Source organism: Nostocoides jenkinsii Ben 74 (assembly GCF_001046875.1).
GTDB classification, from domain to species: domain Bacteria; phylum Actinomycetota; class Actinomycetes; order Actinomycetales; family Dermatophilaceae; genus Nostocoides_A; species Nostocoides_A jenkinsii.
Genome location: NZ_HF571038.1, coordinates 1,162,454 through 1,177,022, shown reverse-complemented (window position 1 = coordinate 1,177,022; position 14,569 = coordinate 1,162,454). Strand labels below are relative to the sequence as shown.

At 67.9% G+C, this 14,569-nt stretch carries 12 protein-coding genes; 9 read left to right on the top strand and 3 right to left on the bottom strand.

All coding sequences use genetic code 11. The annotated features are described in order from the left end of the window. Positions 1–81: 81 nt before the first annotated feature. A complete protein-coding gene (locus tag BN13_RS05400) occupies positions 82–1,647 on the bottom strand; it encodes an FMN-binding glutamate synthase family protein (RefSeq protein WP_048545068.1) in 1,566 nt (521 codons plus the stop codon). 39 nt (positions 1,648–1,686) lie between these two features. Continuing rightward, positions 1,687–3,189: a WS/DGAT/MGAT family O-acyltransferase gene (locus BN13_RS05395; protein WP_201329053.1), complete on the bottom strand. Its 1,503-nt coding sequence runs from the start codon at positions 3,187–3,189 to the stop codon at positions 1,687–1,689. 124 nt (positions 3,190–3,313) lie between these two features. Between BN13_RS05395 and efp the strand changes: the two genes are divergently transcribed. From efp to BN13_RS05375, 4 genes are read left to right on the top strand one after another with little or no spacing between them, the layout of a single operon-like run. Continuing rightward, positions 3,314–3,874, top strand: a complete 561-nt coding sequence (gene efp / locus BN13_RS05390; protein ID WP_048545064.1) for an elongation factor P — start codon at positions 3,314–3,316, stop codon at positions 3,872–3,874. A 22-nt stretch (positions 3,875–3,896) separates the two neighbouring features. Continuing rightward, positions 3,897–4,310, top strand: coding sequence for a transcription antitermination factor NusB (nusB, locus tag BN13_RS05385; protein WP_048545062.1), 414 nt, complete (start codon positions 3,897–3,899; stop codon positions 4,308–4,310). Next, positions 4,307–5,446, top strand: a complete 1,140-nt coding sequence (locus tag BN13_RS05380) for a GNAT family N-acetyltransferase (RefSeq protein ID WP_048545060.1) — start codon at positions 4,307–4,309, stop codon at positions 5,444–5,446. Before nusB ends, BN13_RS05380 begins: the two co-directional genes overlap by 4 nt. Before the next feature lie 11 nt (positions 5,447–5,457). Next, positions 5,458–7,323 carry a Type 1 glutamine amidotransferase-like domain-containing protein gene (locus BN13_RS05375; RefSeq protein ID WP_048545058.1) on the top strand — a complete coding sequence of 622 codons (1,866 nt, stop codon included), beginning with the start codon at positions 5,458–5,460 and terminating at the stop codon, positions 7,321–7,323. 8 nt (positions 7,324–7,331) lie between these two features. Here the strand turns inward: BN13_RS05375 and BN13_RS05370 are convergent, their stop codons facing one another. Next, positions 7,332–9,239, bottom strand: coding sequence for a hypothetical protein (locus BN13_RS05370; RefSeq protein ID WP_157038455.1), 1,908 nt, complete (start codon positions 9,237–9,239; stop codon positions 7,332–7,334). A 214-nt stretch (positions 9,240–9,453) separates the two neighbouring features. Between BN13_RS05370 and pyrR the strand changes: the two genes are divergently transcribed. The 5 genes from pyrR to carB form a co-directional block, all read left to right on the top strand. Beyond that, positions 9,454–10,044 (top strand): bifunctional pyr operon transcriptional regulator/uracil phosphoribosyltransferase PyrR, encoded by a 591-nt coding sequence (pyrR, locus tag BN13_RS05365; RefSeq protein ID WP_048545055.1) that lies wholly within the window; start codon positions 9,454–9,456, stop codon positions 10,042–10,044. Beyond that, a complete protein-coding gene (locus tag BN13_RS05360; RefSeq protein ID WP_048545053.1) occupies positions 10,041–10,994 on the top strand; it encodes an aspartate carbamoyltransferase catalytic subunit in 954 nt (317 codons plus the stop codon). Before pyrR ends, BN13_RS05360 begins: the two co-directional genes overlap by 4 nt. After that, the gene (locus tag BN13_RS05355) at positions 10,991–12,283 is read left to right on the top strand and encodes a dihydroorotase (RefSeq protein ID WP_048545051.1); all 1,293 of its coding nucleotides are present in this window, start codon (positions 10,991–10,993) and stop codon (positions 12,281–12,283) included. Before BN13_RS05360 ends, BN13_RS05355 begins: the two co-directional genes overlap by 4 nt. After that, a complete protein-coding gene (carA, locus tag BN13_RS05350) occupies positions 12,280–13,452 on the top strand; it encodes a glutamine-hydrolyzing carbamoyl-phosphate synthase small subunit (protein WP_048545048.1) in 1,173 nt (390 codons plus the stop codon). The genes BN13_RS05355 and carA overlap by 4 nt, the downstream gene beginning before the upstream one ends. Further along, positions 13,452–14,569: carbamoyl-phosphate synthase large subunit (gene carB, locus BN13_RS05345; protein ID WP_048545046.1), on the top strand; the 1,118-nt coding region annotated here is incomplete at its 3' end. The genes carA and carB, both read left to right, overlap by 1 nt.

Genomic DNA, 14,569 nt, shown 5'->3' with positions numbered 1-14,569 from the left:
CTTACGGACTTGAGCACGCACTCCAAGGCGGGCTCAAGTGCGTAAGGCGTGCTCAAGTTCGATGGGGAGAGCGCCCGGTCGTCAGTGAGCCCCGGCCGACGGCGGCGCGGAGCCGCCGTGCGGGCCCGCCGCGGACATTGCGGCGACGATTTCGTCGCGGATCCGGCCGGAAAGCCCGCCCCAGGTGGGTTCATAGCCGTAGACCTCCCGCAGGGGCCGGCCCGAGCGGTTTCCGTCCATGATCTCGACGTCGTCCGCATCCAGCATCGCCGGGTGCCACACGCCGCAGGCCTCCGAGACCTTGAGCAAGTCCCGGCGGAGCGTGCGGATGTAGTTCGCGACGCGCACTGACTTCAGCTCCGGGTCCAAGCCCCGGGACAACCACTTGCTCTGCGTGGCGACGCCCGTGGGGCAGCGGTCGGTGTGGCACTTCTGCGCCTGAATGCACCCGAGCGACAGCATGGCCTCGCGGGCGACATTGACCATGTCAGCGCCGAGCGCGAAGGCCACCAGGGCGTTGTCCGGCAACCCGAGCTTGCCAGCCCCGATGAAGGTGACATTGTCCTGAATGCCGGCCTCAGCGAACAGCTTGTAGACGCGCGCGAATCCGACCCGGAAGGGGAGCGACACCGCGTCGGAGAAGACGAGCGGCGCGGCCCCCGTGCCGCCCTCACCGCCGTCGATCGTCACGAAATCCACTCCGCGCGAACCCGATCGCATTTCCTCGACCAGCCGCTCCCAGAAGTGCAGGTCGCCGACGGCCGACTTGATGCCGACCGGCTTCCCCGTCGCCTGCGCGATCTTTTCGATGAAGTCGAGCATTCCGTCCACGCCGCTGAATTCAGCGTGCCGGGACGGGCTCGCGCAGTCCTTGTCCATCGGTATGCCGCGGATCTCGGCGATCTCCTTGGTGATCTTCGCGGCCGGCAGCATGCCCCCGAGACCCGGCTTGGCACCTTGACTCAACTTGATCTCGATCGCCCGCACCGGCGCCGACTCGACGACCTTCATGAGCTTGTCCAGGTTGAAGCGGCCGGTGTCGTCGCGGCAGCCGAAGTAGGCCGTGCCGATCTGCAGGGTGAGGTCGCCACCCTGGCGGTGGTGCTGCGACAGTCCGCCCTCACCGGTGTTGTGCAGGCAACCAGCCAGCTTCGCGCCGGCATTCAGGGCCGCGATCGCGTTGCCGGACAACGAGCCGAAGCTCATCGCGCTGATGTTGACGCAGGAGTTGGGCCGGAACGCATCGCGCCGCCCGCGCGGGCCACCCAAAACCTTCGGGCTCGGCACCCATACGTGCTCGCCGGCGTGAATCGCGGTGGGCGGGACGGCATCCGAGAAGGTGTGCTGCTTGAAGATGACGTACTCGGAGTTCTCGATGTCGTTGTCGGTGCCGAAACCCGTGTAGTTGTTCTCCAGCTTCGAACTCGCATAGATCCACGAGCGTTGGTCGCGACTGAACGGTCGCTCCTCGTCATTGCCGGTGACGATGTACTGCCGCAACTCCGGGCCGATCTCCTCCAGCGCGAAGCGCGCATGCGCCAGAACCGGGAAGTTGCGCATCAAACTGTGCTTCTTCTGAGTGAGATCGTGAGCCGCGACGGCTCCGAGGGCAGCAGCAGTGGCCGTGAGCACAACCTTGGGCTTCATGGGCACATAATCCCCCTTTTCCCCCACGTATGGGGTGGCCTAGGTTTTCGGAGACGTCCGCTTCCGCGGTGCTCGCTTGGCCGACGGCTTGGCCGCCGGCTTGGCCGCCGACTTGGCCGGCTTAACCGGATCTGGCGTGGCCAACCCGAGGGCCGCCTCAAGACGGGCGAGTTCCTCGCCGGTGTAGACCGCGAGGCGCTGCAGGCTGGGCAGGGCGTCACGGTCGCCGATGAAGCCGAAGCACAGCGTGCCGGCATAACTGAGGCAGGTGATGTTGAGCGCCATACCGTGAATGGGAATGGAGACGGGGTAGTCGGCCTCCAGCCGGGCGCCCCGGAAGTAGAGCGGCTGGCGCGGACCGGGAACGTTGGACACGCAAAGGTTGAAGGTGAAGGGCATAGGGGTCTTGACCCCGGTCATCGCGGACAGGATCTGCGTCCCGGCTGGGGCCATTAGCAGGGCGCTGTAGGCCAGCACGGACTCCTGGGGCAGGCGGACCAGGGCCCCCTTGGCCTGCGCCGTGGACCGGCGGATCGCCTCCAGGCGCTCGACAGGATCATCGATGTCCGTTCCCATCGTCGACAGGATCGCGCCGACCGCATTGCCGCCCCCGACGTCGCCGCTCGGTCGCACGTTGACCGGGAGGAAGCCCACCAACGGCTTGTCGCCCAACTCCCCGAGTTCGCCGAGAAAGCGCCGCAACCCGCCACCACAGATCGCGAGGACGACGTCGTTGAGGGTCGCGCCGGACGTGCGCGCGATGTCGGTCAGGCGGGAAAGGTCGTACTGCTGCGTCGCGAACCGGCGGTTGCGGCCGATGCGGGAGTTCAGGATGGAGTGGGGGGCCTCATACGACGACACGAGTTCCTTGAAGTCCCCGTCACGCCGCAACTGGAGGTTGACCAGCGACTTGGCCAGGTCCGGAACAGACTTGGTGACGTTGAGCGCGCGCCCCAGCACGGTGCCGACATCGGCCAAGGGGGACCGGCGCACCGGCTCCGCCTTCGGTCTGCGTCGAGGGGGGACCGCGAAGAACAGCACTTCGCGTCGCGAGTCCGGGTCGGGGGAGAGTGTGTTGGCGAGCATCTGGACGGCTGTGTAGCCGTCGACAAGGGCGTGGTGCACCTTGATGTAGATCGCCCACCGATTGCCGGCGAGGCCCTCGATGAAATGCATCTCCCACGGGGGCCGGGTCAGGTCCAAGGGGTGGGAGTGCAGCCGGGAGACAAGGATGCCGAGTTCGCGCTCGTCACCGGGAGCCGGGAGCGCCGAGCGCCGGACGTGATAGTCGATGTCGAAGTTGTCGTCGTCCACCCACTGGTGGATCGGATTCATCAGGAAGCCGGGAGTCTTGAGCTTCTGGTTCCACGGGCGCTGGACGACCATCGAGGTGCGGACCTCGTCCATCAGGCGCCGCAGGAAGTCATCCGGGGCATCCGGGGCCGCGGTGAACGGCAACAATCCACCGACGTGCATCATCGTCTGGGGGGTCTCCCCATACAGAAACATCGAGTCCATCGGGGTGAGATAGCGCGCCGTCATAGCTCTCATTGTCGCGCACACAGGGCCGGGTGCCGCCGCGATAGGATGGTTGCCGATCCAATCAATCCTCCATCGGTGACGCGCGTCCGGCGCCGGCCGAACGGCATACGAAAGCAGTGCACGCGTGGCGACCACGAACGACCTGAAGAACGGCCTTGTCCTCAACATCGACGGCCAGTTGTGGACCGTTATCGAGTTCCAGCACGTCAAGCCCGGCAAGGGGCCGGCCTTCGTGCGCACCAAGTTGAAGAACGTCCTGAGCGGCAAGGTCGTCGACAAGACCTTCAATGCCGGCGTCAAGGTCGAGACCGCCAACGTCGACAAGCGCACGATGCAGTACCTCTACAACGACGGCACGGACTTCGTGTTCATGGACCCCGACACCTACGACCAGATCTCGGTCAGCCCGGAGACGGTTGGGGACGCGGCGAAGTACATGCTGGAGAACCAGGACGCGATCGTCGCGCGCAATGACGGCAATGTGCTCTACATCGAGTTGCCGGCCTCGGTCGTGCTGGAGATCTCGTACACCGAGCCGGGCCAGCAGGGTGACCGCTCCACCGGCGGCACCAAGCCGGCGACGCTGGAGACGGGCGCGGAGATTCAGGTGCCGTTGTTCCTGGAGACCGGCACCAAGGTGAAGGTGGACACCCGCGACGGGTCCTACCTCGGCCGCGTCAACTGACTTCTGCCCGAACGGATTTCGTATGTCGGCTCGAACCAAGGCGCGTAAGCGCGCGCTCGACCTGCTGTTCGAGGCCGAGGCGCGCGGGGTCAACGCCGGCGACTTGCTGCGGGACCGGGTCGCCGTCCCGGCGACGCCGGCACCGTTGAATCCCTACACGGCGACCCTGGTCGAGGGCGTGATCGCGCACTGGCGCGACATCAACGAGTTGTTGGCGACCTACAGCCAGGGCTGGTCGTTGGATCGGATGCCGGCGGTGGATCGCGCGATCCTGCGGGTCGGCGCCTTCGAGGTGCTGTATGGCGCGGAGGTCCCCGAGGCGGTCGCCATCAGTGAAGCGGTGGCCCTAGCCACCGACCTCTCTACGGACGAGTCGCCGAAGTTCATCAACGGACTCCTCGGGCGACTGGCGCAGGTCAAACCGACACTGGCGTGAGCCGGTTGCGGGTCACCTCGGTGCGTCCCGCCGAACATGCCGACGTGGTCGCGCTGGCGGCAATGGAGGACCGCGCGGGGCGACGCTTCGACTCGGTGATGGACACCTCATGGTGGCCTTCCGCGCCCGACGGGCGTGCCCGCGCCAACGACGGCACGGTGTTGGTTGTGGGCCAACCCATCGTCGGATTTGTCCACCTCACCCACGGGATCGGTCGCTCGCACATCGAGGAGCTCTCGGTGCTGCCCGAGTTCGGGCGGCACGGGATCGGGACGATGTTGCTGCGGGCCGCTCTCGGCGTCGCGCTCGATCGTGGCGACGACGTGATCACCCTGACCACCTTCGCCGACGTGCCCTGGAACGGCCGCTGGTATGCCGCGCACGGCTTCACTCCGTGGGCTGGCGCTGTGCCCGCCGACCTCGCCGAGCGGCGAATGGGCGAGCGGGCGCTTGAGCGCGGTGGGCGCCGGGTCCTGATGCTTCGGGAACTCCGCGACGACCCCAGACCCATCCCCGCCGTGAGCGTCATCCCGCTCCGCGACGGCCCCCGTGGCCTCGAGGGATTCGTCCAATACCGCGTCGCAACAATGGATTTCGCAGCTAATGCCGTCGTGTTCCCGGGTGGCCGGATCGACGCGGGCGACCGGGAGTCGGCGGCGCCGCTCCCGGCTGAGGTGAGCGCGCGGCATACGGCAGCCTGGCGAGACACCGCCGCCGCCGACGTCGGCGGACCGGCGACGCTCGTCGCGACGGGACGGCGGGAGGTGGGGGAGGAAGCGGCGGCGGACGTTGACGCGTCCGAGCTGGTGCCCTGGGACAACTGGATCACCCCGATCGACACGCCGAAACGCTTCGACGTCTACTTCTTCGTGGCGCCGGTGCGGGGCGCGGCGGCGGCGACGTGGCGGCATACGACCTCCGAGGCGCACGACTCACGCTGGGAGCGACTCGTCGACGTGGCGCGCGCGGCCGAGACCGGAGAGCTATTGCTGCTGCCGCCGACCCGGACGATTGTCGATGAGTTGGTAGCGCTGGGTTCGCTGGCAGCGGTGCTGACCGCCGACCCGAGAATCCGGCCGGTCCGCCACGATCTTGAGGGCCCCCGGCCCCGGGCAAAGGGCTCCGCCGCGCGCTAGGTTCTTGGAGCATGGGTGAGCCAAGGGGTACCACGTCCGTCCGTCGCCGCCGCGTCCTCCGCCTCGCACCGGCGGGTCTCGCGCTGATCGCCTTGGCCGTGCCCGGCCACTCTGCCGTCGCCGCGTCCGGCCCGGACGCGCCGAAGTCCGCGCCGGCGATGGTGATGATGCCGACCGGTGGGGGATACGAGCCTGAGACGCTCGAAGCGTTCGGCGCGGCCGCGGCGAAGCGCAGCCCGGACGCCACCGTCGTCATCGCCGTCGTGCCGTCGGCCTATGGCGATGACCTTCCCAGCCGGCCGGAAAACATCGCCCTGGCCAAGGAGCGGACCGCCGAGATCGCGGCGACGTGCCAGGCTGTCGTGCCCGCGGGCAAGCGCTGCGTGGGCAAGCTGTCCATTCTCCTGAATCGCGCCGACGCGATGAATCCGAAGCAGTCGGTGGCCCTGCGGGACGCGTCCCTCGACGGGGTCTACATCCTCGGCGGCGACCAAGGGATCGCCATGCAGGTCCTCGCGAATTCGCCGGCCGAGCGGTCGATGACCGCGGCATACCGCTCCGGGGTCGTGATCGCGGGGACGAGCGCCGGGGCTGCGGTCGAGTCCCGGACGATGATCAACGGCTACACCGGGCCGAATGGCGCAGCCCAAGGCTTGCAGAAGGACGCCACGCTGATCTGGTGGGGCAACGACGGCGACACGGAGCGGGGCCTGGCGTTCGGGTCGCACAAGGCGATCTATGACCAGCACTTCTATCAGCGCGGCCGCTTTGGGCGGACGCTGGCGACGATCGCCCAGGCCGACGAGCGGTTCGGCGGAAAGAGCCCGCTCGGCGTCGGCACCGACTATGCGACCGGAGTCGTCAACACCGGTGACCGCACGCTCAGCGGCATGTTCGGTCAGGGATCCGTGGCGCTCATCGACTACGAGACCTTCGCGGCGACCCATCGATGGATCGGCGATCAGGGCTACCTGTCCGCTCGCAGGATCCTCACCTCTCTCATGACCGACCGGGTTAGGTATGACCTCAATGAGCGGACTCTGGCCTTGGGCGGGGCCATGCCCACGATCTCGGTACCGCAGCCCTACACCTTCCCGAGCAGCGCCAACGCGGGGACTCTCTTCCTCGGCGGGGGGAACGGGTACGGCCCGGACGTCGTCACCCCAGCCTTCGTCAAGCAAACCATCGGTGTGACCACGGATCCGGCCAATGCGCGGATGGTGATCCTGTCCGGCGACTACGCGGGCACCGCGGCCGAGGTCGGTGACAAAGTCAAGTCGGTTGGCTGGTCCGGACGGATCGACACCTATACGTATGGCCGTCCCGGCTGGTCTACGGCCGACGTCGCCAACGCCGATGCCGTTGTCCTGGTTGCGAACTCGCCGAAACGGCTGGCCACAGCCATGGCGGATCCCCGCTTCCGGGCCATGGCCGCCGCGGCGACCAAGCACGCCCCGGTGGTCCTCACCCAGGGCGCGATGACCGCGACGCTCGGGAGCAGATGGTCACCGGTACCGCGCCCCACCTCCGACAACTACGAGGACGTCGCGGTCCAGACGTTCAAAGTGGGCGAGGCGAAGTGGCGCCCGGGTCTCGGCATCATCCCGGCGACGCTGGTCCCGACCCTCAACAACGACTACCTCTGGGGGCGTCTGTATGCCGGTGTGCGCGCCGACTCCCGAGAACTCGCCTTCGGGCTGACGGCGGGGTCCGCTATCCGGGTCCCGTCGGGCGGAGACGCTCGCGTCATCGGTGGCTCAGTTGTGTCGCTCGATAGTCGCGGTGGGCAAAGCTGGACTGGAGCCAACAAGAGCATGGGCGCCACGGGCGCGATCATGGACGTATTCGCCCCGGGTGAGCTGGTCGGCCGACGCTAGCCGGGACGCTACCGTCGCGCGGAGAAGCCCCACGCGGCGACATTGAGGGTGTTCTCGAAGCCGAGGAACGGCTCGTCCGGCATGAACCGGTCGGTGACGAGGTCGGTGTCGGTGTCGTCGGCATTGCCCCCGATCTGGTCGGGTCCGGTGCCGAAGAGGCGCCAGAAGCCCGCTCCGCCCGCGTCCATAAGTGAGGTCGTCTGGTTGTTGTTGTCGGTGTGGTAGTTGCCGATCAAATGGCCGATCTCGTGAGAGACCACATTGCCAATCGCGGTGCCCACGAAGGCAACTCGGTTGCTGCCGGGCTTGAGGTAGGTGTTGAGCGAGGCGTCCCCGTCGATGGCCGGTGAACTCAGGTGATCGAGCAAGATGATCGCCTGGTCCTCCTGGCTGAAGTTGCCGGGGTCAATGAACTCCGAGATGCCGACCGTGTCGAGGCCGAGCTGCGCCACTGTGCCGCCGACGACGGCCTTGGCGACGTTGGGCTGACCGAAGGTGTCGGCGGCGCGCTGGCCGTTGACGATCTTCAAGGCAACCCGGGGATTGCCGCCGCGGGCGATGACGTCGTCGCGGAGGTTCTCGGTGACCGTCTGCGTGATCTTGTCCGTGAGGGCCGGCAGGTCACTGGCCTTCAACCCCCACTTCGACAGGAACGCCGACAACGGGGAGGCCTTCACCGCGCCCGGCGTCCCACCGAATTTGCCCGGGTCGACCGTGGCCCCGTCGAAGTCCAGCACGACGGTTTGCACGGCCGCGGAACCGTCGGTCTCCGGGCCGGGGCGATAGACCTCAAGGTCGAGGTCGTAGCGCCCGACACCGTTCTCGACCGTCACGGCATACACGGCGTCCCGCTCGGCCACATAGGCCACGGCGGCATTGCCGCCACCGGGCAGCGGGGAGGAGGGTGGGTAGGAGCCGGAGAGGTCGGCGTCGGTCGTCTTGGTCATATAGCTGAGGTTGCTCTGCTGCACGCCGAGGGTGTGCGCCGCACCCGAGAGGGAGGCGCCCAGCACGTCGCCTTTGGCCAGCCGCACGAGATAGGTGTCGCGATCAGCGGTGTAGGACCCCAGGGTCAGCAGATAGCGGCCCTCCTCGCCGACCCCGCTTCCCGATCCCGAGTCGAAGGGGTCGTTCTGCCAGGAACTCATGCCCTCGATGAGGACGAAGAAGGTGCCCCCCTTCGCCGTCAGGAAGCGAGCGGTGGTGACCGGGAAGTTGTCGGCGCCGAAGGACATCCCGACCGAGAGCACATTGCCGCGCGCGTCCGTGATCATCGCGAAGCTCGGCACCCGCGAGCCGGTCAGGTCGGCAGTGATCGTCTCGCCGGCCCGCGCGGAGAGGCGGAACCAATCGAAGTCGCCGGAGCCGTCCCCCTTGGATCCGTGCGGCCCATCGCCGATCAGGCCGGGCAACCTGATCGCGGCGCCCCCCCGGAGACCGGTGTCGGTGGCCCTGGGAATCGAGCCGTTGTCCTCCGGGACGCGCAGGCTCGGGCGCACCGCGGGACGCGTGTCGGCGAGGTGACCGCTGACCACGGCGCGGTTGCTCGTGCCGGACACGCCGAAACCGGTGATCGTCTCGCCGGTGGCATAGGTCTCGTTGGCTCCGGCGGAGCCCGGTGGCTCAAGCTCGGTGTGGGAGAGCGGGGGTGCCAGCCGGCCACCCGGGCTCTGCGCGGCCTTCACGCCCACGAGGTCCGCGCGTTGCGCCCGGGCCCGGGCCAGGCCGAGCGCGTGTTGCTTCCAGGCGGCATAGTCGACGCCGGCCGTGCTGGCGAGCAGGCCGCGGAACGGATCTGCACCCGAGGCGAGGGGAGTGATCCCCGGATCGGCGCCGGCCGAGATGGACCCGGCAACGGGTGCGCCAACGAACACGGCTAGGCCGGCGCTCGCGGCCAGCAGCCTTCGACATCGCATCGCGGGGTCCCCAATCAGATGCACACCCTTGGCGCACGTTCCAGCGCGCCCGGCACCTAGGTTAAGCGCACCCGCTGACAGACACAGTCCTCGTGGTGGAGGACACGTCGCAAAGCGTGGACCGCGTCGAGGTGGGCAGCGCGGGAGCGATAGGCTCCAAAGCGAGTCACCGTCCTTTAACGACCTGTCCGGTGAGGCAGGGAAGGAGCTGCCGATGGCAACCGCTGGGCTGCCCGAGCCGACGTCACCCCCGTTGGACCCCGCCGGGAAGACGGTGATGGGGGCATCCGATATTGCACGGTGCCTGCGCCGGATGGCGCACGAAATCCTCGAGCGCAACAAGGGCGCGGATGACCTGGTGGTTCTCGGCATACCCAGTCGGGGGGTCGAGCTCGGCAACCGTCTCGCGGCGATGCTGGAGCAGGTGGAGGGTCGCGGCATACCGGCCGGGTCGTTGGACATCACGATGCATCGCGACGACCTACGTCATCAGCCCACGCGGGCACCGATGCGCACCCACATCCCACCCCCTGGGATCGACGGCAAGGTCGTCATCCTGGTGGACGACGTCCTCTATTCCGGTCGGACCATCCGCGCCGCGCTCGATGCCCTCGCCGACCTCGGGCGCCCGCGCGCCGTGCGGCTGGCCGTGCTGGTCGATCGGGGTCACCGCGAGCTCCCGATCCGCGCCGACCACGTGGGCAAGAACCTGCCGACATCGGTCAGCGAGAAGGTCCAGGTCCGCCTGGTCGGACATGACGGCATCGACGATGTCGTGAATATCGCCGGAGGAGAGTCGCGTTGAGGAAACATCTCGTCTCCAGCGCGGACCTGACACGGGCCGACATCGAGTCCATCCTGGCGACGGCCGCCTCGATGCACGACGTCCAGCGCCGGGAGGTCAAGAAGCTGCCCACTCTGCGCGGACGGACCATCATCAATTTCTTCTTCGAGGACTCCACGCGGACGCGCTCCAGCTTCGAGATCGCCGGCAAGTGGATGTCGGCGGACACGATCAACCTCTCGGCGAAGGGGTCCTCGACGTCCAAGGGGGAGTCCCTGCGCGACAGCGTCCAGACCATCAACGCCATGGCCGTCGACGCCCTGGTCATCCGCCACAACCAGAGCGGCGCCTGTCAGCAGGTGGCCGGGTGGGTCGACGCCTCGGTGATCAACGCCGGTGACGGGACGCACGAGCACCCGACCCAGGCGCTGCTGGACGCCTACACCTTGCGATCCCGCCTGGGCGACCTGGACGGCAAGCACGTCGTGATCGTCGGTGATCTCACCCACAGCCGGGTCTTTCGCAGCAACGTCCTGACCCTGACGACCCTCGGCGCGCGTGTCACCGTCGTTGCGCCACCGACGCTGATGCCGGCCGGGATTGCCTCGTGGGCCGAGCGGGACGGCTTTGCCACCGGCTGGGACCTGGACGCGGTCTTGGCCGGTGACGACATTCCGGACGCGGTCATGATGCTGCGGGTTCAGCGCGAGCGGATGAGCGGTGGCTTCTTCCCGACGCCCCGCGAATACACCGTGGGTTATGGCCTCACCCGGCCGCGCGTGGAGGCGCTGCGGGCGCGCAAGGACGGCGTGCTGATCATGCACCCCGGCCCGATGAACCGCGGCCTCGAAATCAGCGCGGACGCCGCGGAGTCGCCGAACTCGGTGATCCTCGATCAGGTGTCCAGCGGTCTGGCCGTCCGGATGGCCGTGCTCTATCACCTGCTCGCGGGCGAGGAGACGGCGGCGTGACCGAGCTGCTCATCACCGGCGCCCGGCTCAGCGGCACCCCCGGCGATGTCTTGATCCGGGGCGGCACCATCGTCGAGATCGGGCGGGTGGACGCTCCGGCGGGCATCGAGCGTCTCGACGCCGACGGACTCGACCTCCTCCCCGGATTCGTCGACCTGCACACCCACCTTCGCGAGCCGGGGCGCGAAGACGCCGAGACGATCGCCAGTGGTTCGGCCGCTGCGGCCGTGGGTGGTTTCACGGCGGTGCTGGCCATGGCCAACACCGATCCGCCTACCGATACGGCCGAGGCGGCGGAATTGATCCTCGATCGAGGCCGGGCCGTCGGGATCGTCGAGGTGATCCCGGTCGGAGCGGTCACCAAGGCGCTGGCGGGCCAGGAACTGGCCGAGCTCGGGCTGATGGCACGCTCGCGGGCCCGCGTTCGGCTGTTCTCCGACGACGGGCACTGCGTCCAGGACGCCCGGGTCATGCGACGAGCCCTGGAATACCTCAAGCCGTTCGGCGGAGTGATCTCCCAGCACGCTCAGGACAGCAACCTCGCCGGGCCGGCCGCCTGCTGCCACGAGGGTGAGACGTCCGGCCGCCTGGGGCTTCCGGGTTGGCCCGGTGCCGCGGAGTCGGTGATCGTGGCACGCGATGTCCAGTTGGCGCGCCATACGGCATCGCGGGTGCATATCGCGCACGTCTCCACCGCCGAGTCCGTCGAGATCATCCGGTGGGCCAAGGCCAAGGGCATCGCCGTGACGGCCGAGGTGACCCCGCACCACCTCGCGTTGGGTACGGAGCTGGTCGCCGGCTACGACCCGACGTTCAAGGTCAACCCGCCGCTGCGGCCGACGACGGACCAGGAGTCCTTGCGGGCGGCGTTGGCGGACGGCACGATCGATGCCGTCGCCACGGACCACGCACCGCATGCCCGCCACGACAAGGAGCACACCTTCGAGGCCGCAGCCTTCGGGATGCTCGGTCTGGAGACAGCCTTCAGCGTCGTCCACGACCTCATGGTGACCAGCGGCCGGATGACGATGACGGACCTGGTGCACCGAATGTCCGTCAATCCGGCGCGGATCGCCGGGCTCGACGAGCACGGTCGGGGACTTGACGTCGGCGCGCCGGCCAACCTCGTTTTGGTCGACCCGGCTCGGCGCGTGACCGTCGATCGAGCGGCTTCGTGGTCACTCTCGCGCAACAACCCCTGGCACGGCATGAGCTTCACCGGCGCCGTGCATACAACGATTCTTCGCGGGCGGCCCACCGCCCACGACCGGAAGGTGATCCACGCGTGACCACTCAGCTCACGCCCGAAGACGTGGCTCTGGAGAGTGCCGTGCTCGTCCTGGAAGACGGCCGCAGCTTCCGCGGCAGGGCGTATGGCGCACGCGGCGTCGCCGTCGGGGAGGCGGTCTTCTCGACCGGAATGTCGGGCTACCAGGAGACTCTGACCGACCCGTCGTATCACCGCCAGATCGTCATCATGACCGCGCCGCACATCGGCAACACCGGGTGGAACGACGAGGACGACGAATCCGGTCAGATTTGGGTGTCCGGCTACGTCGTGCGCGATCCCGCGCCGCGGCCGTCCAACTGGCGCTCCCGGCGATCCTTGGACGACGAACTTCGCGCCCAAGGGGTCGTAGGGATCAGCGACATCGACACGCGGGCCCTCACCCGACACCTGCGCGAACACGGCGCCATGCGCGTCGGGATCTTTAGCGGCGACGCGGCGGCCGCGAGCCTGCCCGACCAACTCGCGACCGTTGTCTCGACCCCGGCCATGAGCGGCAGCCAGTTGGCGCCCGAGGTCTCCACGGCCGAGCCCTATGTCGTTGCGGCACAAGGAGATAAGCAGTTCGTCGTTGCAGCGCTCGACCTCGGGATCAAGGCGATGACGCCGGCCCTGATGGCCGCGCGCGGCATCGAGGTGCACGTCCTGCCCGCGACCGCGACCTTCGCCGAGATCGCCGCGCTGCAGCCGGATGGCGTCTTCTTCTCCAACGGCCCCGGTGATCCGGGGACGGCCGAGCACGAGATGACCGTGCTGCGGGAGGTGCTCGCCGCCCGCATCCCCTTCTTCGGCATCTGCTTCGGCAACCAAATCCTCGGTCGCGCACTGGGATTCGGCACCTACAAACTGCGCTACGGCCATCGAGGTATCAACCAACCCGTCAAGGACCTGACCACGGGCAAGGTCGAGGTGACCGCCCACAACCATGGGTTCGCCGTGGATGCCCCCGTCGGTGAGCCGGTGACGGCGCCGGCGGACGCGGCATACGGTCGGGTGCGGGTCTCGCATGTCAATCTCAACGACGACGTCGTCGAGGGCCTGGAATGCCTTGACCTGCCGGCCTTTTCGGTGCAGTACCACCCCGAGGCGGCGGCCGGCCCGCACGACGCCGGCTATCTATTCGATCGGTTCGTCACGTTGATGCGCGAGCACAAGGAGGCCCGGGCCTGATGCCCAAGCGCGAAGACATTGCCAGCGTTCTGGTCATTGGCTCCGGTCCGATTGTGATCGGACAGGCATGCGAGTTCGACTACTCGGGCACGCAGGCCTGCCGGGTGCTGCGCGAAGAGGGCATCCGGGTCATCCTCGTCAACTCCAACCCGGCGACGATCATGACCGACCCGGAGTTCGCGGATGCGACCTATGTCGAGCCGATCACCCCCGAGGTTATCGAAAAGATCATCGCCAAGGAGCGGCCGGATGCCGTCCTGGCGACTCTCGGCGGCCAGACCGCGCTGAATGCGGCGATGGCCTTGCACGAGCGCGGCATTCTGGAGCGCTATGACTGCCCGCTCATCGGCGCGAACGTCGATGCCATCCAACTGGGCGAGGACCGCGAGAAGTTCAAGGGCGTCGTCGAGCGCTGCGGCGCCGAGTCGGCCCGCTCCATTATCTGCCATACGATGGACGAATGCCTCGCTGCGGCAACGGAACTCAACTATCCCGTGGTCGTCCGACCGTCCTTCACCATGGGGGGACTCGGCTCCGGCTTCGCGTATGACGAGTCCGACCTCCGCCGGATCGCCGGCGCCGGGCTGCACTACTCCCCGGTGACGGAGGTGCTCCTGGAGGAATCCATCCTCGGGTGGAAGGAATACGAACTCGAGGTCATGCGCGACCGCGCCGACAATGTCGTGGTCGTCTGCTCCATCGAGAACCTCGACCCGATGGGGGTGCACACGGGCGACTCGATCACGGTCGCGCCCGCGCTGACGCTCACGGACCGCGAATACCAGCGGCTGCGCGACATTGGCATCGACATCATTCGTGAAGTCGGCGTCGACACCGGCGGCTGCAATATCCAGTTCGCGGTTAACCCTGCCGACGGCCGTGTCATCGTCATCGAGATGAACCCACGCGTCTCCCGATCCAGCGCGCTGGCGTCCAAGGCGACCGGCTTCCCGATCGCCAAGATCGCGGCGAAAATGGCGATCGGCTACACCCTCGACGAGGTCCCCAACGACATCACGTCCGGGGGGCTTCGCCCCCCGGATGCCCCCCACAGCGAGGCGCTCGCTTCGCTCGCAGACCCTGATGTTCCGGATGATCAGGCTCGCTCCGCTCGCGA